This window comes from Methylovulum psychrotolerans, assembly GCF_002923755.1.
GTDB lineage: Bacteria > Pseudomonadota > Gammaproteobacteria > Methylococcales > Methylomonadaceae > Methylovulum > Methylovulum psychrotolerans.
The window spans coordinates 417,510-444,033 of sequence record NZ_PGFZ01000002.1; the positions used below are offsets into that span (position 1 = coordinate 417,510).

Consider the following 26,524-nt stretch of genomic DNA (forward strand, 5'->3'; position numbering starts at 1 on the left):
CTATTTATAGGTTATGCGTTGCAATGCTAATACCGGCTTGTTGGTACTGGCGGTAACGTTGCCGACCTGCGGCTTTGGTCTCTTCATTTTGGTCGAGGATTTCCAAAAGCCGTTGGAGGTGTAAAAACGCTTCTGGGCAGTGTGTAGATAGGTTAATCAGCGTGTGCCGCCACGCGGCGGGCGCTGGCTGGTGACCTATCAGCGTTACCAGGGGCGCGTCCGGTATTTGCCCATTATAAATCTGGTGTGGGATAAAACTGCCTGCTCTGAATGTCCAGAGCAGGTTGTCGAGCAACTGGCTTTGTTCGGCGCGGTCGGTCAATACATAGCAGGCCACGCCGCTGCGGTAGGCTTTTTCGATCAGTTTACAGGCAAATAAATAGCGCTCTTGTGCTGATGTGGAGCTTAACAAGTAAAAGCTGATGTCCGGCATGGGCAGTTAAAGCTGGGCGGCGCGGTTGAGTAAATATTGGCTGAGCAGCGGTACTGGTCGGCCAGTCGCCCCTTTGGCTTGGCCGGTGCGCCAAGCGGTGCCGGCGATATCCAAATGTGCCCAGCGGAAGCTTTCGGCGAAGCGCGATAAGAAACATGCGGCGGTAATCGTCCCGGCATCTTTGCCGCCGATATTGGCCATGTCGGCAAAGTTGGATTTTAGCAATTCCTGATACTCTTCCCACAACGGTAGCCGCCATAGGCTATCATTAGCCGTTTCGCTGGCGGCGATCAGGTCGTCGCACAATGCGTCGTCATTGCCAAGCAAGCCGCTGGGGATGCGCCCTAAGGCCACTAAGCAGGCTCCGGTTAAGGTCGCCATGTCGATGACCACATCTGGGTGGTAACGTTCGGCGTAGGTCAAGGTGTCGCATAAGATCAGACGGCCTTCGGCATCGGTGTTTAAAATTTCGATGGTTTTGCCGGACATACTGGTGACAATGTCGCCAGGTTTATTCGCGTCGCCATCGGGCAGGTTTTCTGAAGCAGGCACTAAGCCAATGATATTTAAAGGCAGGTTTAGGCGGGCGGCGACTAACAGTGCGCCCAGTACCGCTGCGCCGCCGCACATGTCGTACTTCATCTCATCCATGCCCAGACCCGGTTTTAAGGAAATGCCGCCGGCATCAAAGGTCAGGCCTTTGCCGATTAAGACAATCGGCTTGCTATTTTTCTCACCGCCCTGATAGTCTAAGCTAATCAGTTTGGCAGGTTGGCGGCTGCCCCGCGACACAGAGAGCAGCGAGCCCATGCCTAAAGCCTGCATATCGGCTTCTTCAAGGATATGCGTGGACAGCTTAGCGAATTGCTCGCCTAAACTGATGGCTTGTTCGGCAAGATAAGCGGGCGTACAAACGTTGCCCGGCAAATCCGCCAGGTTTTTGGCAAAACCGACTCCTTCGGCGATAGCTTGGCCTTGCAGCAAGCCAATTTGGGCTGCCGTTGCGGTATCGGCATTTGCGCTGATGCGGATGTGGGCCAGTTGGCTTTCGGTGGTTTTGTCGGATTTGGTTTGGGTATATTGATAAACCGCGTCACCGAACACTTCGGCAATCTGGCGGGTTTTCCATGTCCAATCCACCCCTTCGACCGCGCATTCAGCCAAGCAGCACACGACGGATTTGATGGGCGGTTTTTTACAGCTGTTAACAGCGGCCGCTAAGGCTTTAATGAACATTTTGCTGGATATAGGCTTGTTTTCACCTAGGCCGACTAACAGGATACGCTCGATAGGGCTATCGGGGATAGTGGTCAATAAGACGGTTTCGCCATTCTTGCCGTTGATGTCGCCACGGCTGAGGATTTTGCCGATCAGCCCGCCAGTGCTATCGTTAAGGCGAGCGGCGGCGGGGCTAAGTTGCAGATCTTGGTAAACACCGACAATGAGGCAATCACATTCAAGTGTTTCTAATGGCGCGGTTTCTATAGAATAGTCCATAACGTTATCGTCCAGTTGCAAAGGAAAGAGGGTAGTTGGGCGGCAAACCGTTGCCGACTCAAGGTTAGGCGGGAGATTATATACCTTTCAGGCGGTAAATTCCCGTATCGTAGGCGTGAAACAGCAATTCTGATTAAGGATTTTGAGCTGTGAAAGCCATAGAAAAATAGGCGGACGGGTGTTTTACTCTAACTTCGCCACTACACGCATTAAGTTTAAGGAGCCACATTTGCTAGCCGATTGCCCTAAAGCCCCAAAAATCCGTCGCACTTTTACCTTAACGGTGCTGGATAAGCTCATTGCCCAAGATTTACTGAAAACACTGGTGTCGGTGTGGTCGGTGATTGTCGTCATCATTGTCAGCCGCGAGTTTATTCGGGTGTTGGATAAGGCGATTCAAGGACGGGTGTCCAGCGAGACCTTGGCGACCTTATTGGCGTTAAAAACCCTTATCATTGGCGTGTCGCTATTGCCCCCCGCCTTATTTATGGCCGTGCTGATGGTGCTGGGCAAAATGTACCGCGACCAGGAGATGTCCGCCGTCGCTTCCGCTGGGGGAGGGGTGTTGACCTTGTACCGTGCCGTGTTTTTGTTGGTGCTGCCCTTAAGTGTCGCTGCCGCCGGGCTGTCTTTATACGCTACGCCGTGGGCGGAGGCCACTACCGCCAATATTATGCACGCGGGTGACGAGTCTGCGGATTTGCGGGGTATCGCGGCCGGAAAATTCAGTGAATATAGTCAAGGGGATTTGGTGTTTTATGTCGAAAGCATCAGTGATGATAATGTCATGCACGATGTCTTCGTCCAGCACCGCCAAGGCGGTACGCCCAGCATCATTACCGCCGAATCGGCGCGGTTGCGGGAGCTGCCGGAAGGCCGCTATGTGGTGTTTTATCACGGTGAGCGGGTTCAGGGCGTACCGGGGCAGTTGGATTTTGTCATTGAAAAATTTCAGGATTATGCTGTCAGGGTCGAGGAGCCGGATACGGCGGTTTTTTATACCCGTACCGCTGTTGCCGCCGAAACCCTCTGGGTTTCTGGCGCTGCCGTCGACAGGGCGGAGTTGCAGCGGCGTTGGTCGGTTCCGTTAGGTATGTTGCTGCTGAGCCTTTTGGCTGTGCCGCTGGCGCAAGTGTCACCGCGCGGCGGCGTGTTCGGTAATATCCTGATCGGTTTTGTCATTTATTTTTGTTACGGCAATTTGTTGCGGATCAGTCAGTTGTGGGTTACAAAAGAAGTCATTCCCGTTTGGTTAGGAGGTGCTGGGGTTAATTTGCTGCTGTTGGCGGTAGGCGGGGTGTTGTTGGCCAGATTATATGGCTGGCGGTGGCTGTATAGTCATCTGGCCCAAAGGGGTGCGGCATGAATGTCCTGACCCGTTACATCGCCAAAGACATTTTAAAAGCGGCTTTTTTTGCCGCCATCTTGTTGCTTACCCTGTTCGATTTATTCACCTTCAGCGATGAGCTCGATGATATAGGCCGTGGTGATTATAGTCTTGCCGACGTGTGTTATTTTGTCACCTTAACGTCACCTACCGTATTTTATGAGCTGATGCCGGCTTCGGCATTAATCGGCAGTCTCTTTGCTTTAGGTGCTATCGCCAACCATCATGAGCTGATTGCGATGCGGGCGGCGGGCTTATCGGTGTTCGGGATTATTAGGGCGGTGTTGGTCGCTGGCTGCTTTTGGGTGGCTTTAGCCGTTCTGGTCGGTGAGTTTGTCGCGCCTTTTGCCGAAGAAAAGGCACAGGTCATGCGGGCTACCGCCCAACATAACGCATTTTTCCGCAATCTCAAATATGGGATATGGCTGCGTGAGGGGACGCGTTTTATCAATATCCGTTTGCTCGAAGATAACGGCAACCTTGCCGACATCAGTATTTATGAAACGGATGCGCAACGGCATTTGTTGCGCTCTGTCCACGCCAAAGAGGCGGTATACTTGGGCAAACAGCAGTGGCGGCTGGAAAATATTCAGGCTTCGGCGGTCACTACTGCGCAAATACAGGCCAGCAGCGCCACGGAGCAGGTGTGGAATTCCTCCATCGCCCCTGACTTGTTAAAGATTGTGGTCGTCAATCCCGATAATTTATCTTTGTATGATTTGGCCTTGTATGTGCAGTTTTTAAAAGAAAACCAGCAAAAGTCACAGCTTTATGAGATGTCATTTTGGGGCAGGGTCGTAACTCCGTTAGTCATTTTTGTCATGTTGCTGGTATCCACACCGTTTGTTATTGGGGTTAAGCGCGGCGTGAGCGCCGCTAGCCGCATTCTGATCGGCGTGGTCATTGGCATGGGCTTTAATGTTTTGGATATGACGATTAGCCATGTCGGCTTGATTTACAACCTTAATCCGCCATTGGTAGCCTTTACCCCCAGTTTGTTGGTGTTGGCTGGAGCCGTTTACGCACTGAGGAAAGTGGGTTAATGGCTCAAAAACCCCGCGCATTCCTTGCCTGTGGTATTGGTCACGTTAAGTTTGGCATATAACGGCTGCGCATTTATTATTTTATTGATTTTTAATGAATTATTAAATGCGCTGAAGGCACAATTCACTTGCTTGAGTAAAGGAAACAATAAAAATAAAAATAATCCGTTGACAAAGGCAGTCTTTGCCAAGATAATAGTGAGCTTACCCGATACTGGAGGGGTTCCCGAGCGGCCAAAGGGATCAGACTGTAAATCTGCCGGCTCTGCCTTCGGAGGTTCGAATCCTCCCCCCTCCACCATTTATATTTACAAGAATGCGGGTGTAGTTCAATGGTAGAACTCCAGCCTTCCAAGCTGATTGCGTGGGTTCGATTCCCATCACCCGCTCCATTTATGGTCGTGCTCATATAGCTCAGTAGGTAGAGCACTTCCTTGGTAAGGAAGAGGTCACCGGTTCGAATCCGGTTATGAGCTCCATTTTGCAAAGTCAAAAAGTTAAAGGTATAGATTCATGGCCAAAGAGAAATTTTCGCGTAGCAAGCCCCACGTCAACGTCGGCACCATCGGACACGTTGACCACGGCAAGACCACCCTGACCGCCGCCCTGACCAAAGTCATGGCCGAAATGCAAGGTGGTGAGGTTAAGGCCTTCGACCAAATCGACAACGCCCCTGAAGAACGTGCGCGTGGTATCACCATCGCCACTTCACACGTTGAGTATGAGTCGCCTGCCCGCCACTACGCCCATGTTGACTGCCCAGGCCATGCTGACTATGTCAAGAACATGATCACCGGCGCCGCGCAAATGGACGGCGCGATCCTGGTCTGTTCCGCCGCTGACGGCCCGATGCCGCAAACCCGCGAGCATATCCTGCTGTCACGCCAAGTCGGTGTGCCTTACATCGTCGTGTTCCTGAACAAAGCCGACATGGTCGACGACGAAGAGTTGTTGGAACTGGTCGAAATGGAAATCCGCGAACTGCTGGACATGTACGAGTTCCCAGGCGACGACACCCCTATCATTAAAGGTTCCGCGCTGTTGGCGCTGAACGGCGACACCAGCGACATCGGCGCACCGTCTGTCGTCCGTTTGGTCGAAGCCCTTGATAGCTATATCCCGTTGCCTGAACGTGCCGTTGACGGCGCTTTCTTGATGCCTATCGAAGACGTGTTCTCGATTTCAGGCCGCGGTACGGTGGTTACTGGCCGTATCGAACGCGGTATTATCAAAGTCGGCCAGGAAGTCGAGATCGTCGGTATCCGCCCAACCGTATCGACCACCGTCACCGGTGTCGAAATGTTCCGCAAATTGTTGGACCAAGGCGAAGCGGGCGACAACGTCGGCTTGCTGTTGCGCGGAACCAAACGTGATGATGTTGAGCGCGGCCAAGTTTTGGCGCACAAAAACACCATCAAGCCACACGCCCACTTCAATGCCGAAATTTACGTTTTGTCAAAAGAAGAGGGTGGCCGTCACACGCCATTTTTTGATGGCTACCGCCCACAGTTCTATTTCCGCACCACCGACGTGACCGGTGCGGTCAAATTGCCCGAAGGTGTCGAAATGGTTATGCCTGGCGACAACATCTCGGTCACGGTGAAATTGATTTCGCCGATTGCGATGGAAGACGGTTTGCGTTTCGCAATCCGTGAAGGTGGCCGTACCGTCGGTGCGGGTGTTGTTGCTTCTATTATTGAATAAGCAGTTCTGGGATGCCGGAGACACCGGCATCCTTCACATCAAAGCTTGAATAATATTCTGCAATAGTATATTATATCCTGCTCTTTAAAGGTTTTTCTGATACAGGTCAGTAGTTCAATTGGTAGAATGGCGGTCTCCAAAACCGCTGGTTGGGGGTTCGAGACCCTCCTGGCCTGCCACTCAGATAAAACATTTCTATATTTTCCAATTTCATAATCAATAGCCTATGAACACCCAAGTAGAGACTGACGTTTCCGTCCTTGATATTGTTAAGCAGGTTGCTTCTGTAGTCTGTTTGGTGGCAAGTATCGGCGGGTTCTACTATTTCTCGGATGTCCAGTTGTTGTATCGTGTCATGGGCCTTCTGGTTGTATTTTCCGGTGTCGTTGCTATGATGTTGACCACTGTTTTGGGTCGGTCAATCTGGGCGTTTTCTGTCGAATCGAAGCTGGAAGTAAAAAAAGTAGTATGGCCAACCCGCGATGAGACCATGAAAACCACGTTGATGGTTTTTGCGATGGTTACGGTCGTGGGTTTGGTGCTGTGGTTATTGGACACCGTGTTGTTTTGGGGTGTGCGCCTGTTAACTGGTCAAGGCGGGTAATAAGGAATGTCGTTACGATGGTATGTGGTTCATGCTTACTCTAATTTTGAGAATAAAGTTAAGCAGTCGCTAGAAGAAAGAATAAAACGCGATGGCCTTGAGCAGTATTTCGGCAAAATCTTAGTGCCTACTGAGGAAGTCGTCGAAATGCGCATGGGTCAGCAACGCAAAAGTGAGCGCAAGTTTTTTCCCGGTTATGTCTTGGTGCAAATGGAGTTGACCGATGAGACGTGGCACATGGTTAAGGATGTCCCTAAGGTTTTGGGTTTTATTGGTGGTGTATCCGACCGTCCTGCACCCATTTCCGAAAAAGAGGCGATGGCAATATTAAGCCGTGTTGAAGAGGGTGTCAATAAGCCTCGGCCAAAAATCCTGTTTGAGGCAGGTGAGGTGGTCAGGATTATCGACGGGCCATTCAAGGATTTTAATGGTGCTATTGAAGAAGTCAATTATGAGAAAAATAAGCTGAAAATATCGGTGCTCATTTTTGGTCGGTCTACTTCTGTCGAATTGGGCTTTGCTCAGGTTGAAAAAACTTAACCTTTTGTTTGGCTAAATGATTTTTCAAATCCCTGTCTGTATAAGGCTGGGATTTTTGTTTCTAAGGGGAGCTGAAAAGCGCTTGCACCCACATTGGAGTTTAAGATGGCAAAAAAGATAACGGCGTATATTAAGTTACAAGTAAAGGCAGGTGAAGCCAACCCAAGTCCACCAATCGGGCCTGCGCTCGGTCAGCGTGGCGTTAACATTATGGAGTTTTGTAAGGCGTTCAATGCCAAAACTCAAGATGTTGAAAAAGGTTTGCCTTTACCGGTCGTCATTACCGTTTACAGTGACCGTAGCTTTACCTTCATCACCAAAACCCCACCGGCAACTATCCTGTTGAAAAAGGCCGTGGGCATTAAGAGCGGCAGCAGCAACCCGAACACCAAAAAAATCGGTACCGTTACCCGTGAGCAATTGGAAGACATTGCCAAAATCAAAATGGAAGATTTAAATGCCGCCAATCTTGAAGCGGCGGTAAAAACAATTGCCGGCAGTGCGCGTAGCATGGGCCTGAACGTGGAGGGCTTGTAATGGCTAAGTTATCTAAAAAAGCAAAAATTATTAAAGAAAAAGTCAGCCGCACTAAGCAGTATTCCATTACTGAAGCGGTCGAATTGCTGAAAGAATTAAGCGTCGCCAAATTTAACGAAGCGATTGATGTCAGCGTCAATTTAGGTGTCGACCCGCGTAAGTCCGACCAAAACGTCCGTGGTGCGACTGTGTTGCCTAACGGTACCGGTAAAACGGTTCGGGTTGCGGTCTTTACCCAAGGCGCTAATGCGGAAGCTGCGCGTGCGGCGGGTGCGGATATCGTCGGTATGGATGACTTGGGCGACTTGGTCAAAAAAGGCGAAATGAATTTCGATGTGGTTATTGCCTCACCTGATGCGATGCGCGTCGTCGGCCAGTTAGGTCAAATCTTAGGCCCGCGCGGCCTGATGCCTAACCCAAAAGTCGGCACAGTAACCGCTGATGTCGCCACGGCGGTAAAAAATGCCAAGTCAGGCCAAGTCCGTTACCGTACCGATAAAGGCGGCATTATCCATTGCACATTGGGTAAGGTTGCGTTTGATGCGGCGGCCATCCAAGGTAATTTGGAAGCGCTGTTGGCGGATTTGCGTAAAGCGAAGCCTTCTTCTGCCAAAGGCATTTATATCAAAAAGATTACCTTGTCCTCAACAATGGGGCCTGGTTTGTGGTTAGACCCCAGCAGCTTAGCTGCTTAACAAAACTTTGGGTCGCCGCCTTCTAAGCGGTGGCCGTCAAAGACCGCAGGTGTTGCAAAACTTAATTTCCTGCGTAGACGGAGACTGGACCTACGCATTTATACTGGGGAAAGAGCCGTTAAAGGAGTGCCTGAAAAGGTACATTTTATCAATCTGAATAATTCAGAAACTATCGGAGGTAAGCGTGGCACTAAATTTGGATGGCAAAAAAGCTGTCGTCGAAGAAGTTGCTGCAATCGCCGCTAAAGCTCACTCTGCCATTGCAGCAGAATATCGGGGTATGTCCGTAACGGAACTGACCGAACTGCGCAAGAAAGCAAGAGAGACTGGCGTTTATCTGCGGGTCGTAAAAAATACCCTGGCAAGACGTGCTGTTGCCGGAACCGAATTTGAGTGTATGCAAAGCGGCCTGGTAGGCCCTTTGCTGATTGCCTTCTCAATGGACGATCCAGGTGCGGCAGCGCGTTTGATTGGTGATTTTGCTAAAGGTCATGACAAATTAATCCCTAAGGTGGTGGCAATCGGTGGTCAACTTTATGACTCGTCCGAATTGGCCCGTTTGGCAAGCTTGCCGACCCGTGATCAGGCTATCAGTATGCTGATGTCGGTCATTAAGGCGCCTATCGAGAAATTTGTCCGTACTTTGGCCGAACCGCATGCAAAAATGGTTCGCACAGTGGCGGCGATCAGAGATCAGAAAGAAGCGGCTTAAGCTTCTTATCTAACCCGTTAAAACTAATTATATTTCGAGGAACAAAAAAATGGCAATATCACAAGCAGAAATCTTGGACGCTATATCTAATATGACTGTCATGGAAGTTGTTGAATTAATTTCAGCAATGGAAGAAAAGTTTGGCGTTTCTGCCGCCGCCGCCGTAGCTGTTGCTGCCGCTCCTGCCGCTGCTGCCGCTCCAGTTGAAGAACAAACTGAATTCGATGTTATCCTGACCGGTTTCGGCGAAAACAAAGTTTCTGTCATTAAAACTGTCCGCACCATCACTGGTTTGGGCTTGAAAGAAGCGAAAGACGCAGTAGAAGGCGTACCGACTGTCCTGAAAGAAGGCATTCCTAAAGCTGAAGCGGAAACGATCAAAAAGCAACTGCTGGAAGCGGGCGCGACAGTCGATATTAAATAATAATATTGACCCACATCAAGACTTCGGTCTTTTAAGTATGGCTGGTGGCCTAAAGTCACCGGCCTTTTACTGTTTACAACGATTTGTACAGTAAAAACATTTCATGACGAAAAAGTTTGGAAGCGATATGTCCTATTCTTTTACCGAAAAAAAGCGTATTCGAAATAACTTTGGCAAAAGCACTGAAGTGCTCGAAGTTCCTTATCTTCTGGCAACGCAGATCAACTCTTATGCCAGCTTTCTGCAATTGGGTGCCACTCCTGAGAAACGCGCCGATATAGGCTTGCATTCCGCCTTCTCCAGCGTCTTCCCCATTGAGAGCCACTCCGGTTATGCAGTGCTCGAATATGTCAAATACAGACTAGGTGATCCTGTTTTTGATGTCAGAGAATGCCAACAGCGCGGGGCAACCTTTGCGGCGCCGTTACGCGTTTTAGTGCGTCTGGTCATTTATGACAAAGATGCCCCGGGTAACGCAAAAATTGTTAAAGATATCCGCGAGCAAGAAGTTTATATGGGCGAATTGCCCTTAATGACCGAAAATGGAACTTTCGTTATCAATGGCACGGAGCGGGTAATTGTTTCGCAATTGCACCGGTCGCCAGGGGTCTTTTTTGACCATGACAAAGGTAAGACGCATTCATCCGGCAAGTTGCTGTTTAATGCACGGGTGATCCCTTACCGTGGTTCATGGCTGGATTTTGAGTTTGACCATAAAGATTGCGTCTATGTACGGATAGACCGGCGCAGAAAAATCCCGGCGACTATTTTGTTGCGGGCGTTAGGTTATGAAAACGAAGAAATGATTAAGATTTTCTTCGAAACCAACAAGTTTACTTTAAGTGCTCAACAGTGCCTGTTCCATATCGTACCGGAACGTATGCGTGGTGAAATCGCCGCTTTCGACATTAAGTATAACGGCCAAGTGCTGGTTGAAGAAGGCCGCCGTATTACCGCCAAGCATATCCGCGAAATGAACAAGGTCGGCATGACCGAAGTGGAAGTGCCGCGCGATTATCTGATCGGCAAAATTTTGGGCCACAACGTCATTGACCACTCGACTGGCGAGTTGGTCGCTAACGTTAATGATGAAATTTCCGACGCACTGATCGAGCGTTGTATTGAAAAAGGCATTGTCGAAATCAATACCTTGTTTGTCAATGATTTGGACAGAGGGCCGTACATCAGTAACGCCATGCGTCTGGACACAACCAGCAACACGCTGGAAGCGCTGGTGGAAATTTACCGGATGATGCGCCCTGGGGAGCCACCGACTAAAGAATCGGCGGAAAACTTGTTCCAAAACCTGTTCTTTACCGATGACCGTTATGATTTGTCGACGGTAGGCCGGATGAAATTTAACCGCCGCTTAGGCCGTGAAGAGATTATCGGTACAGGTACGCTGACGAAAGAAGACATTATTGATGTCCTGAAAGAGTTGATCAGTATCCGTAACGGTAACGGCAATGTCGACGATATTGACCATTTGGGTAACCGTCGTGTCCGTTCGGTCGGGGAAATGATCGAAAACCAATTCCGCGTCGGTTTGGTGCGGGTTGAACGTGCCGTGAAGGAACGTCTGACCTTGGCCGATTCCGAAGGTCTGATGCCGCAAGAAATCATTAATGCCAAGCCGGTGTCGGCGGCGGTTAAAGAATTCTTTGGTTCCAGCCAGTTGTCGCAGTTTATGGACCAAAACAACCCCTTATCGCAAGTGACCCATAAGCGCCGTGTATCGGCTTTAGGGCCCGGCGGTTTGGCGCGTGAGCGGGCCGGTTTTGAGGTGCGTGACGTACACGCCACCCATTATGGCCGGGTTTGCCCGATTGAAACGCCTGAAGGCCCGAATATCGGTCTGATTAACTCGCTGTCGGTGTATGCGCGTACCAATGACTATGGTTTCTTGGAAACCCCGTACCGGAAAGTGGTCAATGGCCATGTTACCGACCAAGTCGACTATTTGTCGGCGATTGAAGAAGGCGAGTTTGTTATTGCCCAGGCCAGTGTCGCGGTTGACGAAAGCGGTAAGTTGGTTGACGGTCTGGTATCTTGCCGTCATAAAGACGAGTTTACCTTGGCGATGTCCGACACCGTACAGTACATGGACGTGTCGTCTAAGCAGATTGTTTCGGTCGCCGCTTCTATTATTCCGTTCTTGGAACACGATGACGCGAACCGCGCGTTAATGGGTTCTAACATGCAGCGCCAAGCCGTACCGACCTTGCGGGCAGAAAAGCCTTTGGTGGGTACAGGTATGGAGCGGACGGTCGCCAAAGACTCCGGCGTGACGGTGGTCGCTACCCGTGGCGGTAAGATTGAAGCGGTCGACGCCGCCAGAATCGTAGTTCGGGTTAACGATACCGAAACCGAAACTGGCAGCTCAGGCGTGGATATTTATAACCTGATCAAATATACCCGTTCTAACCAAAACACCTGTATCAACCAAAAACCGTTGGTGAAGCCGGGTGACATCGTTAACAAGGGCGATATTATTGCCGATGGCCCATCCACCGATATGGGTGAGTTGGCCTTGGGGCAAAATATGTTGGTGGCGTTCATGCCATGGAACGGCTACAACTTCGAAGACTCCATTTTGGTGTCTGAGCGGGTTGTGAAAGAAGACCGCTTCACTACCATTCATATTGAAGAAAAAACTTGCGTTGCGCGTGACACTAAGCACAGCCCCGAAGAAATCACCGCCGACATCCCGAACGTCAGTGAAGAAGCGTTGGCGAAATTGGACGAATCCGGCATTGTTTATGTCGGTGCGGAAGTCAAAGGCGGAGATATTCTGGTCGGTAAGGTAACTCCGAAAGGCGAAACCCAACTGACACCGGAAGAAAAGTTGTTACGCGCCATTTTTGGCGAGAAAGCGGCCGATGTTAAAGACACTTCTTTGCGGGTGCCCGGCAGTATCGAAGGTACGGTCATTGACGTGCAGGTCTTTACCCGTGATGGGGTCAAGAAAGACAAGCGGGCGTTGGATATTGAGCAAGACCAAATCAAAAGCTACCGTAAGGATTTGGACGACCAGCTGAAAATTCTTGAAGAAGATATTTTCTTGCGTGTCGCCAAGCTGTTAATCGGTAAGGTCGCTTTGGCGGGTGTGGGTTTGCGGGCCGGCACCGAAATTAGCCAAGACTATTTGGATGGCTTGAGACGTTCGGATTGGCTGAAAATCAAAATGCAGGATGAAGAGCTGAACCTGCAATTGGAGACGGTCGCCACGCAAATCGAGCAACAGCGCAAAGATTTTGACGAGAAGTTTGAAATCAAACGCAAGAAGATCACCATGGGCGACGATTTACCGCCAGGTGTCCTGAAAATGGTTAAGGTCTATTTGGCCGTCAAACGGCGTATCCAGCCGGGTGACAAAATGGCGGGCCGTCATGGTAACAAAGGGGTTATCTCGATGATCCGGCCTATAGAAGACATGCCTTATACCGCCGACGGCAATCCGGTCGACATTGTTCTGAACCCGTTGGGCGTACCGTCGCGGATGAACGTAGGGCAGGTTCTGGAAACCCATTTAGGCTGGGCGGCTAAGGGTCTGGGCATCAAAATCGGCAAAATGCTCGAAGCGAAAGCCAAGATTAACGAGATCCGCGAGTATCTGGACAAGATTTACAACGGCAGTGGCCGCAAAGAAGATTTAGACTCCTTTACGGATAAAGAAATTCTTGAAATGGCGGCGAATCTGGTGGCCGGTGTGCCGATGGCCAGCCCGGTTTTTGATGGTGCGGACGAAGAAGACATCCGTACCATGCTCAGATTGGCGGATTTGCCGGAACACGGGCAAATCACCTTGTACGATGGTTTGACGGGTGAACCGTTCGAACGTGAAGTTACGGTCGGCTATATGTATATGCTGAAACTGAACCATTTGGTTGACGATAAAATGCATGCCCGTTCGACTGGCCCTTATAGCTTGGTCACACAGCAGCCTTTGGGCGGTAAAGCCCAGTTTGGTGGTCAGCGCTTTGGGGAAATGGAAGTCTGGGCGTTGGAAGCCTACGGTGCGGCCTATACCTTACAGGAAATGCTCACCGTCAAATCCGACGACGTGACCGGACGTACCCGCATGTACAAAAACATCGTGGATGGGGATCATAAAATGGAAGCAGGTATGCCGGAATCTTTTAACGTTTTGATTAAAGAAATTCGCTCATTGGCTGTGGATATAGAATTGCAACGCGAATAAGCCCGCGTTGTTGATTGCCGCTACATGAATGCCTGCTCTGGATTCTGCCAGAGATTATTTTGAAGAGGACGAGCTCTTGAAAGATTTAATGAACTTCTTAAAACGCCAAGGTCGTGCCGACGATTTTGACGGTATTAGCATTGGTTTGGCCTCGCCAGATATGATCCGTTCTTGGTCTTACGGTGAAGTGAAAAAACCGGAAACCATCAACTACCGTACTTTCAAGCCTGAGCGTGACGGCTTGTTTTGCGCCAAGATTTTTGGTCCGGTCAGTGACTATGAATGTCTGTGCGGTAAGTACAAACGTCTGAAGCACCGTGGGGTGATTTGTGAGAAATGCGGCGTTGAAGTCACTTTGTCAAAAGTCCGCCGTGAACGCATGGGCCATATCGACTTGGCCAGTCCGGTCGCGCATATTTGGTTTTTAAAATCATTACCGTCGCGGATTGCCTTGTTGTTAGACATGACTTTGCGCGAAATTGAGCGGGTCTTGTACTTCGAATCTTTCGTGGTCTTGGATCCGGGTATGACCCCTTTGGACAAAGGCCAGTTGCTGACCGATGACGAATATCTGGATGCGGTCGAGTTGCATGGTGATGATTTCATCGCCAAGATGGGTGCGGAAGCGATTTATGAATTGCTCAAAGCCATTGATTTGCAAGAGCAGGTCAATATCTTGCGGGAAGAGATTAACTCGACCAGTTCAGAAACCAAAATCAAGAAATACGCCAAACGCCTGAAGGTCATGGACGCTTTATTAAGCTCCAAAAACCGCCCCGAATGGATGATCTTACAAGTGTTGCCGGTATTGCCGCCCGAATTGCGCCCTCTGGTGCCGTTGGACGGTGGCCGTTTTGCGACCTCTGACCTGAACGACTTATACCGCCGCGTCATCAACCGCAACAACCGTCTGAACCGCTTGCTGGACTTGAACGCCCCGGACATCATCGTGCGCAACGAAAAGCGTATGTTGCAAGAGTCTGTAGATGCCCTGTTGGATAATGGCCGTCGTGGCCGCGCCATTACGGGTACTAATAGACGGCCTTTGAAGTCTTTGGCGGACATGATTAAGGGTAAGCAAGGCCGTTTCCGGCAGAACTTGCTCGGTAAACGCGTCGATTACTCTGGCCGTTCGGTCATCGTGGTAGGACCTACCTTGCGCTTGCACCAATGCGGCCTGCCGAAAAAAATGGCCTTGGAGTTGTTCAAGCCGTTTATTTTCAGCAAACTGCAATTCCGTGGCTTGGCGACGACCATTAAGGCCGCCAAGAAAATGGTCGAGCGTGAAGGCACGGAAGTCTGGGATATTCTCGAAGAGGTTATCCGCGAACATCCGATTTTGCTGAACCGCGCCCCGACCTTGCACAGATTGGGTATCCAAGCGTTTGAACCGACCCTGATCGAAGGTAAGGCTATCCAGCTGCATCCGTTGGTCTGTAGCGCCTTCAACGCCGACTTTGACGGCGACCAGATGGCGGTGCATATCCCCTTGTCTATTGAAGCGCAGTTAGAAGCGCGGACGTTGATGATGGCGACCAATAACATTTTGTCGCCAGCGAACGGTGAACCGGTCATTAACCCGTCCCAAGACGTGGTTTTGGGGCTGTATTACATCAGCCGCGAAAAAATCAACGCACGGGGCGACGGCAGCATTTTTGTCGATACCGGGGAAATCCATAAGGCGTTACAAGCCAAATCGGTGGAATTGCAGGCGAAAATCGAATTGCGCATTACCCAAAAATTCCTTAACGATAAGGGTGAAAAAGAGTCCAAGACTTACCGGGTCAAAACCACGGTAGGCCGGGCTTTGATTTGGGAAGTGGTGCCCGACTTGATGCCGTATGAATTGGTCAATTGCGATATGACCAAAAAGAACATTTCGCGGTTGATTAACTACAGCTACCGTTATTTGGGCAATAAGGAAACCGTCGTGTTGGCCGACCAGCTGATGTATTTGGGCTTCCGTTACGCGACCATTTCCGGTGTGTCCTTCGGTATTGAAGACATGGCGATTCCGGCCAAAAAAGTCGACATTATTGCCGCCGCCGAAGCCGAAGTGAACGAAATCCAAAGCCAGTATTCATCGGGTTTGGTCACTGACGGCGAACGCTATAACAAGGTTGTCGACATCTGGTCCCATGCTAACGACCAAGTCGCTAAGGTCATGATGGACGGCCTCGGTGAAGAGTCGGTGGTTGATGCGCAAGGCAATACCGTCAAACAAAAATCCTTTAACTCCATCTTTATGATGGCCGAGTCCGGGGCGCGGGGTTCTGCGGCGCAGATCCGGCAGTTGGCGGGGATGCGCGGCCTGATGGCGAAACCGGACGGTTCGATCATTGAAACGCCGATTACCGCTAACTTCCGTGAAGGTCTTGACGTTTTACAATACTTTATTTCTACCCACGGGGCGCGGAAAGGTCTGGCCGATACGGCGTTAAAAACCGCCAACTCCGGTTACTTGACGCGCCGATTGGTCGACGTTGCCCAGGATTTGGTGATTACCGGCCAAGATTGCGGCACCAAAGACGGTCTGGTCATGATGCCGATCATTGAAGGTGGTGACGTGGTCGAGCCGTTGTCCGAACGCGTTTTGGGCCGTGTGGTGGTCAACGATGTGATGGATCCGGCTAACGAAAACATCATCGTACCTGCGGGCACGTTGCTGAACGAGCATTGGGTATCGGTGTTGGACGAGCACAGTGTCGACCAGTTGATTGTCCGCTCGGTCATCACCTGCGAAAACCGTCATGGTGTTTGTGCGGCCTGTTATGGCCGTGACTTAGGGCGTGGCCACCACGTTAACATTGGTGAAGCGGTCGGTGTTATCGCCGCGCAATCCATTGGTGAGCCGGGTACCCAGTTGACCATGCGGACGTTCCACATCGGTGGGGCGGCTTCGCGGTCGGCGGCAATCAGTAACGTCCAAGTTAAATCGGCGGGTACGGTACGTTTGAGCAACCTGAAATCGGTCGCCAACCGCGAAGGCAATTTGGTCGCGGTGTCCCGTTCAGGTGAGGTGTGCGTAGTCGATGATTATGGCCGTGAGCGTGAACGCTACAAAATCCCTTACGGGGCGGTATTGTCGGTACAGGAAGGCAGCAAGATCAGTGCCGGTGACATTATCGTCACTTGGGATCCGTTCACGCATCCGGTCATCACCGAGGTGGACGGTATTGTCGAGCTGGTCAACTTTGTTGACGGCGTGACCGTGCAAAAACAATCCGACGAAGTCACGGGCTTAAGCTCCTTGGTCGTTACCGATCCTAAGCAACGCGGTAGTGCGGGTAAAGAATTGCGGCCTATGGTTAAGCTGCTTGACCATGACGGCAACGGCATTTATCTGCCCGGCACCGAAATTCCGGCGCAATACTTCTTACCCGCCGGCGCGATTGCGGGTATTAAGGACGGCGGCGAAGTGAAGGTCGGTGACGTATTGGCGAGAATTCCGCAAGAATCCAGTAAAACCCGTGACATCACGGGTGGTTTGCCGCGTGTCGCCGACTTGTTCGAAGCGCGTAAAACCAAAGATCCGGCGATTTTAGCGGAAACCAGCGGTACCATTTCTTTCGGCAAGGAAACCAAAGGCAAGCAACGGGTCATCATCACCGATGCCCAAGGCGAACAGGTTGAGACCCTGATCCCCAAATGGCGGCATATCACCGTCTTTGAGGGTGAGTATGTGGAAAAAGGCGAAACCATCGCCGAAGGTGAATTGACGCCGCACGACATCTTGCGTTTAAGGGGGATTGAGGAGTTGGCTAACTATTTGGTCAAGGAAATTCAAGACGTTTACCGCTTGCAAGGGGTGAAGATCAACGATAAGCATATCGAATGTATCATTCGGCAAATGCTGAGAAAAGTTGAGATTACCGCGTCCGGCGACACGGCGTTCCTAAAAGGCGACCAAGTTGAGCGTGCGGCGGTCAGGTTTGAAAATGAGCGGATTGAAAATGAAGGTAAGATTCCGGCCAGCTTCGAATCGGTGCTGCTCGGTATCACTAAAGCGTCATTGGCGACCGAATCGTTCATCTCTGCTGCGTCTTTCCAAGAGACCACACGGGTCTTGACCGATGCGGCGGTACGCGGTTTGAGCGACAGCCTGCAAGGTCTGAAAGAAAACGTTATCGTCGGCAGGTTGATACCCGCAGGTACAGGGTTGGCCTATCATGAAAACAGAAAGAACCGTTTCGCGCAACAGCATCTGGCAGAAACCGCCAGTGCTACGGTGGTAGACACCGAAGAAGCGTTGAAGCAAGCCTTAAATATCTAAGCGAAGTTAATGATATTTAAAATATGCTTGACCTATACGTTATAGGTAAGTAAAATGTCCTGCTAACGTAAGCTAAAGTGATTTAGAAAGTCGAAAACAATTTTGACTGTCAGTGATTTTAATCTTGACGGTTGGTTTAATTTTGTCTGGCAGTTAATTGTCTATCGGAGTGAGTAATAAATATGGCCACGATTAACCAGTTGGTTCGTAAGCCGCGTGCTAAAAGAATAGAAAAAAGCAATGTGCCGGCTCTTGAAGCTTGCCCACAGCGCCGGGGCGTTTGTACCCGTGTTTATACCACAACACCAAAAAAGCCTAACTCTGCATTGCGTAAAGTAGCGCGGGTCAGATTGACGAATGGTGCTGAGGTAAGTAGTTATATCGGTGGTGAAGGCCATAACTTGCAAGAGCATTCCGTGGTCTTGATAAGAGGCGGCCGGGTTAAAGACTTACCGGGTGTCCGTTATCACGTTGTCCGTGGTAGCTTAGATGCTTCAGGTGTCAATAACAGAAAGTGCGGACGTTCTAAATATGGAACTAAACGGCCAAAAAGCTAAAAATATTGGATAGTAAAAATGTCTAGAAGAAGAGTTGCAACTAAAAGAGAGATAATTCCAGATCCAAGATTTAATAGCGTCATGTTGACTAAGTTCATGAATATGGTCATGGATAGCGGTAAAAAGTCAGTCGCTGAATCGATTGTTTATGGTGCTCTTGATGTTATTGAAAATAAAGGCCATACCATTCCTTTAGATGTCTTGTCTAAAGCCTTGGAAAATGTCCAGCCGCGCGTTGAGGTTAAATCTCGCCGTGTCGGTGGCGCGACTTATCAAGTGCCTGTTGAAGTGCGTCCGTCAAGACGTATGGCTTTGGCAATGCGTTGGTTGATTGATGCGTCACGCAAAAGAAATGAGCGCACGATGGCTTCTAAATTGGCTGGTGAGCTGATGGACGCTTCCGAAGGCAAGGGTAATGCTGCGAAGAAGCGTGAAGATACCCACAGAATGGCAGAGGCTAACAAAGCTTTCTCTCATTACCGCTTCTAGCCTTTATTCAGGTTTTAGGTAGAGTGGCTCGGAAAACGCCTATTGACCGTTACCGCAATATCGGCATTATGGCTCATATTGATGCGGGTAAGACGACGACGACCGAGCGCATCCTGTATTATACAGGGGTTTCTCATAAGATCGGTGAAGTGCATGACGGTACTGCAACCATGGATTGGATGCAGCAAGAGCAGGAGAGGGGTATTACTATTACCTCGGCAGCGACCACCTGTTTCTGGAGCGGGATGCAAAAGCAGTATTTGCAGCACCGTATCAATATCATTGATACGCCCGGGCATGTTGACTTTACCATTGAAGTCGAGCGGTCATTGCGGGTGTTAGATGGTGCGTGTGCGGTTTTTTGTGCGGTCGGCGGTGTTGAGCCACAATCGGAAACGGTGTGGCGGCAGGCCGATAAGTACAAAGTGCCTAGATTGGTATTTGTCAATAAGATGGATCGCACGGGTGCTGACTTCTTGCGGGTTATCGGGCAAATTAAAAATCGGTTAGGTGCGATTCCCGTGCCTATGCAGTTGCCTGTCGGCTCTGAAGAGAATTATAAGGGTGTTGTCGATTTAATCAAGATGAAGGCCATTTATTGGGATGATGCCAATATGGGTATGACCTTTGTCGAAGATGACATTCCGGCTGATATGTTGCCGATATGCGAAAAATGGCGGGAAGCCATTATTGAAGCGGCGGCGGAAGCCAGCGAAGAGTATATGGACAAATACCTGGTTGAAGGTGTGTTGTCCGATGAAGAAATAAAACAGGGTATTCGGTTACGGACAATCGATAATCAAATAGTCCCCGCCTTTTGTGGTTCCGCCTTTAAGAATAAAGGTGTCCAGGCGTTATTGGATGCCGTTATTGATTATTTGCCCGCACCGACAGATATACCCCCCGTAGTTGGTTTGTTAGAAGACGAAGAAACGCAGGTGCAACGTCATGCTGATGACGGCTTGCCTTTTTCTGCTTTGGCTTTCAAGATTGCTGCCGACCCTTTTGTTGGTATATTGACTTTCTTCCGGGTCTATTCTGGCGTGTTGAATTCGGGTGATGTCATTTATAACCCGATCAAAAAGAAAAAAGAGCGTATTGGGCGTATCGTCCAAATGCACGCCAACAGCAGGGAAGAGGTTAAGGAAGTTTATGCCGGCGACATTGCCGCGGCTATCGGCCTTAAGGATGTGACCACGGGTGACAGCTTGTGCGGCTTGGATGCGGTGCTGATCTTGGAAAAAATGGAATTTCCCGATCCGGTCATTTCCATAGCGGTGGAGCCTAAAACTAAGGCCGACCAAGATAAGATGGCGGTCGCTTTGGCGCGGTTAGCGCAGGAAGACCCATCCTTTAGGGTGATGACGGATGCCGAATCCGGTCAAGTGATTATTTCGGGTATGGGTGAGCTGCATCTGGAAATTATCGTTGACCGCATGAAAAGGGAGTTCAGCGTTGATGCCAATATCGGCAATCCGCAAGTTGCCTACCGTGAAACTATCCGTAAGACGGTCGAACACGAAAAGCAGTTTGTCAGGCAAAACGGCGGGCGCGGGCAATATGCCCATGTCTGGTTGCGCATAGAGCCGCTGGAGTCGGGCAAAGGTTACGAATTCGTCAATGAGGTGGTTGGCGGCGTGGTGCCTAAGGAATACATCCCGGCTGTCGACAAAGGGGTTCAAGACCAGCTAAAAAGCGGTGTTTTGGCCGGTTTTCCTATTTTGGACGTTAAGGTTTCATTATTTGACGGTTCGTACCATGATGTGGATTCGAACGAAATGGCTTTTAGGATTGCAGGCTCGATGTGCTTCCGCGAAGGCATGGCTGAAGCGTCGCCCGTGTTGCTGGAGCCGATAATGAAAGTCGAAGTTGTAACACCAGAAGACTATATGGGCGATGTCGTCGGTGACATCAACAGGCGGCGCGGCATCATTCTGGGTATGGAGGATTTGCCGGCCAGTAAGGTCATCAGTTGCGAAGTGCCGCTTGCAGAAATGTTTGGTTATGCGACTGACTTGCGTTCTTCCACCCAAGGACGCGCTACATACAGTATGCGGTTTGAAAAGTACAATGAAACGCCTGCCCATATCGCAGATGCTATCATTAAAAAATCTTCATAAAATTGAATAAATATAAGGTATTAACTCATGGCCAAAGAAAAATTTTCGCGTAGCAAACCCCACGTCAACGTCGGCACCATCGGACACGTTGACCACGGCAAGACCACCCTGACCGCCGCCCTGACCAAAGTCATGGCCGAAATGCAAGGTGGTGAGGTTAAGGCCTTCGACCAAATCGACAACGCCCCTGAAGAACGTGCGCGCGGTATCACCATCGCCACTTCACATGTCGAGTATGAGTCGCCTGCCCGCCACTACGCCCATGTTGACTGCCCAGGCCATGCTGACTATGTCAAGAACATGATCACCGGCGCCGCGCAAATGGACGGCGCGATCCTGGTCTGTTCCGCCGCTGACGGCCCGATGCCGCAAACCCGCGAGCATATCCTGCTGTCACGCCAAGTCGGTGTGCCTTACATCGTCGTGTTCCTGAACAAAGCCGACATGGTCGACGACGAAGAGTTGTTGGAACTGGTCGAAATGGAAATCCGCGAACTGCTGGACATGTACGAATTCCCAGGCGACGACACCCCGATCATTAAAGGTTCCGCCCTGTTGGCGTTGAACGGCGACACCAGCGACATCGGCGCACCGTCCGTCGTCCGTTTGGTCGAAGCGTTGGACAGCTACATCCCGTTGCCTGAACGTGCCGTCGACGGCGCTTTCCTGATGCCTATCGAAGACGTGTTCTCGATTTCAGGCCGTGGCACGGTGGTTACAGGCCGTATCGAACGCGGCATCATCAAGGTCGGCCAAGAAGTTGAAATCGTCGGCATCCGCCCGACCGTATCGACCACCGTCACCGGTGTCGAAATGTTCCGCAAATTGTTGGACCAGGGCGAAGCGGGCGACAACGTCGGCCTGTTGTTGCGCGGTACCAAACGTGATGATGTCGAGCGCGGCCAAGTCTTGGCGCACAAAAACACCATCAAGCCACACGCCCACTTCAATGCCGAAATTTACGTTTTGTCAAAAGAAGAGGGTGGTCGCCATACGCCGTTCTTCGACGGCTACCGCCCACAGTTCTATTTCCGCACCACCGACGTGACCGGTGCGGTCAAATTGCCCGAAGGTGTCGAAATGGTTATGCCTGGCGACAACATCTCGGTCACGGTGAAATTGATTTCGCCGATTGCGATGGAAGACGGTTTGCGTTTCGCAATCCGTGAAGGTGGCCGTACCGTCGGTGCGGGTGTTGTTGCTTCTATTATTGAGTAATAAATATGTCAAATCAAACTATCAGAATCCGTTTGAAATCATTTGATCATAAATTGATTGATCAATCGGCTGGTGAGATAGTAGAAACAGCAAGAAGAACCGGTGCGCAAGTTAAAGGCCCGATTCCCTTGCCTACTAAAAAAGAGCGTTTCACAATCCTGATCTCTCCGCATGTTAATAAAGATGCTCGCGATCAATATGAGTTGCGGACGTATAAAAGATTGTTGGATATTGTAGAACCGACAGACAAGACTGTAGATGCGTTGATGAAACTGGATCTGGCAGCGGGTGTCGATGTTCAAATAAAATTGAATTAGAAGTAGAGGAATTGGCAAATGTCAATAGGTCTTATTGGTCGTAAATGTGGAATGACCAGAGTTTTTTGTGAAGACGGTTCATCAGTACCCGTGACTGTTGTCCAGATTGAAGCAAATACAGTGACTCAAGTGAAAGGCATCGAACGCGATGGTTATCGCTCGATCCAAGTCACAACCGGTGATAAAAAATCTTCCAGGGTCAACAAAGCAATGTCTGGTCATTACGCTGCGGCTAATGTGACAGCGGGTCGTGGTCTTTGGGAGTTCCGTCTTGAAGAAGGCGAAGGTGATGAATTTAGCACTGGCTCGGTATTGCCGTTGACCCTCTTCACCGAAGGTCAGTATATCGATGTCCAAGGCAGAAGCATTGGTAAAGGTTTTGCCGGCGGTATCAAGCGTCATAACTTTCACATGCAGGATGCTACCCACGGTAACTCCCGTTCGCATAGGGTATTAGGCTCTATCGGTATGAACCAAACGCCGGGCCGGGTTTTCAAAGGCAAAAAGATGGAAGGTCATATGGGGGCGGTGCAAAAAACCATCCAAAACCTGACTATCCATGCCATTGATGAGGAACGGGGTTTGATTTTGGTTAGAGGCTCAGTGCCTGGTGCTGAGGGCGGTGATGTCATTATCACGCCCGCAATGAAAAAGCGGAATAAGGGTTAAGTCATGGGTTTGTATATACCTGCTTTAAACGAAGGCGATTCTGCCGGTCAGCTCGAAGTGGCTGATGCGGTATTCGGTCAGGCTTTCAATGAAACGTTGGTGCATCAGCTGGTCGTCCGCTATATGGCGGGTGGTCGTGCAGGTACTAAAGCGCAAAAAACACGTTCGGATGTCAGCGGCGGCGGTATCAAGCCTTGGCGTCAAAAAGGCACAGGCCGTGCCAGATCCGGTACCACACGTAGCCCTATCTGGCGCACCGGTGGTGTGACTTTCGCGGCACGCCCCAGATCATACGAACAAAAGTTAAACAAAAAAATGTTCCGCGTGGGCATTAAATCAATCTTGTCCGAGTTGCTCAGACAAGAGCGTCTGGTGGTCAGTCAAGATATTTTGCCGGGTACGCCAAAAACGAAGGAATTGGTCGCCAAGCTGAAAACGCTTGATGCCAAACGGGTCGTGATTATTGTCGAACAGTTAGATGTCAATCTGGCTTTGGCGGCGCGTAACATCCCTTATGTAGAAGTTGTTGAAGCGATAAACTTAAGCCCAGTCCTGTTGGTTTCGGCCGATAAAGTCATCGCTACCCCCCAAGCGCTGAAAATCATTGAGGAGCGTTTATCGTGAGTATGAGTTCGTATCAATTGGCAAACGTCCTGCTGGCACCGATAGTTTCGGAAAAAAGCGCGGCTCTTGCGGAAAGCAACAAACAATTTGTCTTCAAGGTCGATAAACGGGCCAACAAAGACGAAATTAAAAGTGCAGTGGAATTGATGTTTAGTGTTGAAGTTGACTCTGTTAATGTGCTGAACGTTAAAGGTAAACAAAAAAGATCGGCACGTTCATTATATAAAAAGTCCGATTGGAAAAAGGCTTATGTGAAACTTAAGGAAGGGTTTGACATAGAGTTTGCCACTGCTTAATTCAGTTACTTCAAAGGTCAATAGGAAACGGTAAAAAACATGGCTATTGTAAAGTCAAAACCGACATCACCAGGATCACGGTTTGTTGTACGAGTAAAAAACGATGAATTGCATAAGGGTAGCCCTTATGCACCTTTATTAAGCAAAATCAGTAAAAGCGGTGGTCGTAACAACCAAGGGCGCATAACAACACGTCATGTTGGTGGTGGTCATAAACAACAATACCGTATTATTGATTTTAAAAGAAACAAAACCAATATCCCTGCGGTAGTCGAGCGTTTGGAATACGATCCGAATCGTACCGCCAACATCGCCTTAGTCCTGTATAAAGACGGCGAGCGCAGATATATTATTGCCCCAAAAGGTCTGCAAGTCGGCCAAGAGATCATCTCTTCCGAGACCGTGCCTGTCAAAACAGGCAACTGTATGCCTTTAAGAAACATCCCGATGGGTACTACCCTGCATTGTGTTGAACTGAAACCCGGCAAAGGCGCACAAGTCGCCAGAAGCGCAGGCACTTCAGTGCAATTGGTTGCTAGGGACGGTGCCCATGCCACCATCAGAATGCGTTCTGGTGAAATGCGTAAAGTGATGGCCGACTGTTTGGCGGTTATTGGTGAAGTCTCCAATGCCGAACATAACCTGATCTCATTAGGTAAAGCCGGTGCGTCAAGATGGCGGGGTGTCCGTCCTACTGTCCGAGGTGTTGTTATGAACCCTGTCGACCATCCGCATGGTGGTGGTGAAGGTCGTACTTCCGGCGGCAGACATCCGGTATCACCGTGGGGTATGCCGACTAAAGGCTACAAAACCAGAAAAAACAAACGTACTGATAATATGATTATCAGACGCCGTAAGTAGAATAGAGAGGGATTAACGTGCCGCGCTCAATTAAAAAAGGTCCTTTTATTGATCACCATCTTCTGAAGAAAGTTGAAGATGCCGTAAACAGCAATAATCGGAAACCAATTAAAACATGGTCGAGAAGATCAATGATCATTCCCGACATGCTCGGTTTGACCATTGCTATACATAATGGCAAGCTCCATATTCCGGTATTGATTTCTGAAAATATGATAGGCCATAAATTAGGTGAATTTGCACCTACCCGTACATATAAAGGCCATGTGGCTGATAAGAAATCGAGATAGGGGCTTGTAGATAATGGAAATTTCCGCAAAATTAAGTAATGCGCCTTTATCTGCCCAAAAAGCCCGTCTGGTCGGCGATCAAATTCGTGGCCTGGCGGTTGATAAGGCTCTGAACACATTGAAGTTCAGCTCCAAAAAAGCTGCCGCTATCATAAAGAAAATACTCGAATCGGCTATCGCTAACGCGGAGCACAATGAGAGTATTGATATTGATGATTTAAGGGTGTCCACCGTTTTTGTCAACGAAGGGCCAACTATGAAACGGTTTAAGGCGAGAGCCAAAGGACGTGCGAACCATATCCTTAAGAGAACCTGTCATATCACAATTAGCGTTGCAGAATTCGAGTAGGGGTTTATAGATATGGGTCAGAAAGTACATCCAACGGGCATACGCCTTGGCATTGTCAAAGATTGGAATTCAAGATGGTATGCGAGTTCGCAAGATTACCCAATTTTTCTGCATCAAGATCTGAAGATCAGGGAATTTATCAGAAAAAAATTGGCTAACGCCTCAGTGAGCCGCATCCAAATCAACCGTCCGGCTAACAACGCCCACATCACCATCCATACCGCAAGACCCGGTATTGTGATCGGTAAAAAAGGCGAAGACATTGATGTGTTGAAGCAAGAAATATCAAAAATGATCGGTATCCCCGTTCAAGTTAACGTTGAAGAGATCAGAAAGCCTGAATTGGACGCGCAGTTGGTTGCCGAAGGCATTGCCCAACAGCTTGAAAAACGGATTATGTATCGCCGCGCCATGAAACGTGCCGTGACCAACACCATGCGTTTGGGTGCCGAAGGCATCAAAATCAGCATCGGTGGCCGTCTGAACGGTGCTGAGATTGCGCGTACCGAATGGTATCGGGAAGGTCGTGTGCCTTTGCATACCCTGCGTGCCGACATCGATTATGCGACCGCCGAAGCGAACACCACCTATGGAATTATCGGTATCAAAATCTGGATATTCAAAGGTGAAGTCTTCGACATGGACGCGCATATCGCCTCCATTAATTCTGAATCTAAAAAATAG

The 26,524-nt window shown here is 49.8% G+C and carries 25 protein-coding genes and 4 tRNA genes; 27 read left to right on the forward strand and 2 right to left on the reverse strand.

Annotated elements, in window-relative coordinates:
- Positions 1-4 precede the first annotated feature (4 nt).
- A complete protein-coding gene (locus AADEFJLK_RS07645; protein WP_088618412.1) occupies positions 5-433 on the reverse strand; it encodes a DNA polymerase III subunit chi in 429 nt (142 codons plus the stop codon).
- Positions 434-439: 6 nt separating this feature from the next.
- Positions 440-1,930 (reverse strand): leucyl aminopeptidase, encoded by a 1,491-nt coding sequence (locus AADEFJLK_RS07650; protein WP_088618411.1) that lies wholly within the window; start codon positions 1,928-1,930, stop codon positions 440-442.
- 229 nt (positions 1,931-2,159) lie between these two features.
- Here AADEFJLK_RS07650 and lptF point away from each other — a divergent pair, with 229 nt between their 5' ends.
- The 27 genes from lptF (at position 2,160) to rpsC (ending at position 26,524) form a co-directional block, all read left to right on the forward strand.
- Positions 2,160-3,296: an LPS export ABC transporter permease LptF gene (gene lptF, locus AADEFJLK_RS07655; RefSeq protein ID WP_088621513.1), complete on the forward strand. Its 1,137-nt coding sequence runs from the start codon at positions 2,160-2,162 to the stop codon at positions 3,294-3,296.
- Positions 3,293-4,360: an LPS export ABC transporter permease LptG gene (lptG, locus tag AADEFJLK_RS07660; protein WP_088618410.1), complete on the forward strand. Its 1,068-nt coding sequence runs from the start codon at positions 3,293-3,295 to the stop codon at positions 4,358-4,360. Before lptF ends, lptG begins: the two co-directional genes overlap by 4 nt.
- A gap of 216 nt (positions 4,361-4,576) precedes the next feature.
- Positions 4,577-4,661 (forward strand) — tRNA-Tyr (locus AADEFJLK_RS07670).
- Positions 4,662-4,678: 17 nt separating this feature from the next.
- Positions 4,679-4,752 (forward strand) — tRNA-Gly (locus tag AADEFJLK_RS07675).
- An 11-nt stretch (positions 4,753-4,763) separates the two neighbouring features.
- Positions 4,764-4,839, forward strand: a tRNA-Thr gene (locus tag AADEFJLK_RS07680).
- A gap of 34 nt (positions 4,840-4,873) precedes the next feature.
- Positions 4,874-6,064, forward strand: coding sequence for an elongation factor Tu (gene tuf / locus AADEFJLK_RS07685; RefSeq protein ID WP_088618399.1), 1,191 nt, complete (start codon positions 4,874-4,876; stop codon positions 6,062-6,064).
- 103 nt (positions 6,065-6,167) lie between these two features.
- Positions 6,168-6,243: transfer RNA gene (locus AADEFJLK_RS07690), tRNA-Trp, on the forward strand.
- Between the two features lie 47 nt (positions 6,244-6,290).
- Positions 6,291-6,668 carry a preprotein translocase subunit SecE gene (gene secE, locus AADEFJLK_RS07695; RefSeq protein WP_088618408.1) on the forward strand — a complete coding sequence of 126 codons (378 nt, stop codon included), beginning with the start codon at positions 6,291-6,293 and terminating at the stop codon, positions 6,666-6,668.
- A 6-nt stretch (positions 6,669-6,674) separates the two neighbouring features.
- Positions 6,675-7,208, forward strand: coding sequence for a transcription termination/antitermination protein NusG (nusG, locus tag AADEFJLK_RS07700; RefSeq protein WP_103973853.1), 534 nt, complete (start codon positions 6,675-6,677; stop codon positions 7,206-7,208).
- A 105-nt stretch (positions 7,209-7,313) separates the two neighbouring features.
- Complete coding sequence (gene rplK, locus AADEFJLK_RS07705) at positions 7,314-7,745, forward strand: 50S ribosomal protein L11 (RefSeq protein ID WP_088618406.1); 432 nt, start codon at positions 7,314-7,316, stop codon at positions 7,743-7,745.
- Complete coding sequence (rplA, locus tag AADEFJLK_RS07710; protein ID WP_103973854.1) at positions 7,745-8,440, forward strand: 50S ribosomal protein L1; 696 nt, start codon at positions 7,745-7,747, stop codon at positions 8,438-8,440. Before rplK ends, rplA begins: the two co-directional genes overlap by 1 nt.
- Before the next feature lie 184 nt (positions 8,441-8,624).
- Positions 8,625-9,152, forward strand: a complete 528-nt coding sequence (rplJ, locus tag AADEFJLK_RS07715; RefSeq protein WP_088618404.1) for a 50S ribosomal protein L10 — start codon at positions 8,625-8,627, stop codon at positions 9,150-9,152.
- A 49-nt stretch (positions 9,153-9,201) separates the two neighbouring features.
- Positions 9,202-9,576, forward strand: a complete 375-nt coding sequence (gene rplL / locus AADEFJLK_RS07720) for a 50S ribosomal protein L7/L12 (protein ID WP_088618403.1) — start codon at positions 9,202-9,204, stop codon at positions 9,574-9,576.
- Between the two features lie 127 nt (positions 9,577-9,703).
- A complete protein-coding gene (rpoB, locus tag AADEFJLK_RS07725; RefSeq protein ID WP_088618402.1) occupies positions 9,704-13,777 on the forward strand; it encodes a DNA-directed RNA polymerase subunit beta in 4,074 nt (1,357 codons plus the stop codon).
- Between the two features lie 76 nt (positions 13,778-13,853).
- A complete protein-coding gene (gene rpoC, locus AADEFJLK_RS07730) occupies positions 13,854-18,050 on the forward strand; it encodes a DNA-directed RNA polymerase subunit beta' (RefSeq protein WP_211299174.1) in 4,197 nt (1,398 codons plus the stop codon).
- 182 nt (positions 18,051-18,232) lie between these two features.
- Positions 18,233-18,607, forward strand: a complete 375-nt coding sequence (rpsL, locus tag AADEFJLK_RS07735; protein ID WP_019864937.1) for a 30S ribosomal protein S12 — start codon at positions 18,233-18,235, stop codon at positions 18,605-18,607.
- Positions 18,608-18,625: 18 nt separating this feature from the next.
- Positions 18,626-19,096 (forward strand): 30S ribosomal protein S7, encoded by a 471-nt coding sequence (gene rpsG / locus AADEFJLK_RS07740; RefSeq protein ID WP_088618401.1) that lies wholly within the window; start codon positions 18,626-18,628, stop codon positions 19,094-19,096.
- A gap of 23 nt (positions 19,097-19,119) precedes the next feature.
- Positions 19,120-21,216, forward strand: a complete 2,097-nt coding sequence (gene fusA, locus AADEFJLK_RS07745) for an elongation factor G (protein ID WP_103973855.1) — start codon at positions 19,120-19,122, stop codon at positions 21,214-21,216.
- 27 nt (positions 21,217-21,243) lie between these two features.
- Positions 21,244-22,434: an elongation factor Tu gene (gene tuf / locus AADEFJLK_RS07750; RefSeq protein ID WP_088618399.1), complete on the forward strand. Its 1,191-nt coding sequence runs from the start codon at positions 21,244-21,246 to the stop codon at positions 22,432-22,434.
- A 5-nt stretch (positions 22,435-22,439) separates the two neighbouring features.
- A complete protein-coding gene (gene rpsJ, locus AADEFJLK_RS07755) occupies positions 22,440-22,751 on the forward strand; it encodes a 30S ribosomal protein S10 (protein WP_005373966.1) in 312 nt (103 codons plus the stop codon).
- An 18-nt stretch (positions 22,752-22,769) separates the two neighbouring features.
- Entirely contained in the window at positions 22,770-23,420 is a 651-nt protein-coding gene (rplC, locus tag AADEFJLK_RS07760) for a 50S ribosomal protein L3 (RefSeq protein ID WP_088618398.1), read from the forward strand.
- A 3-nt stretch (positions 23,421-23,423) separates the two neighbouring features.
- On the forward strand, positions 23,424-24,044 hold the full coding sequence (gene rplD / locus AADEFJLK_RS07765; RefSeq protein WP_088618397.1) for a 50S ribosomal protein L4: 621 nt from the start codon (positions 23,424-23,426) through the stop codon (positions 24,042-24,044).
- Positions 24,045-24,046: 2 nt separating this feature from the next.
- On the forward strand, positions 24,047-24,340 hold the full coding sequence (rplW, locus tag AADEFJLK_RS07770; protein ID WP_198328468.1) for a 50S ribosomal protein L23: 294 nt from the start codon (positions 24,047-24,049) through the stop codon (positions 24,338-24,340).
- A 39-nt stretch (positions 24,341-24,379) separates the two neighbouring features.
- Positions 24,380-25,201 (forward strand): 50S ribosomal protein L2, encoded by an 822-nt coding sequence (gene rplB, locus AADEFJLK_RS07775; protein WP_088618395.1) that lies wholly within the window; start codon positions 24,380-24,382, stop codon positions 25,199-25,201.
- A gap of 17 nt (positions 25,202-25,218) precedes the next feature.
- Entirely contained in the window at positions 25,219-25,491 is a 273-nt protein-coding gene (gene rpsS / locus AADEFJLK_RS07780; protein WP_088618394.1) for a 30S ribosomal protein S19, read from the forward strand.
- Between the two features lie 13 nt (positions 25,492-25,504).
- The gene (gene rplV, locus AADEFJLK_RS07785; protein WP_088618393.1) at positions 25,505-25,840 is read left to right on the forward strand and encodes a 50S ribosomal protein L22; all 336 of its coding nucleotides are present in this window, start codon (positions 25,505-25,507) and stop codon (positions 25,838-25,840) included.
- Positions 25,841-25,852: 12 nt separating this feature from the next.
- Positions 25,853-26,524: a 30S ribosomal protein S3 gene (rpsC, locus tag AADEFJLK_RS07790; protein ID WP_088618392.1), complete on the forward strand. Its 672-nt coding sequence runs from the start codon at positions 25,853-25,855 to the stop codon at positions 26,522-26,524.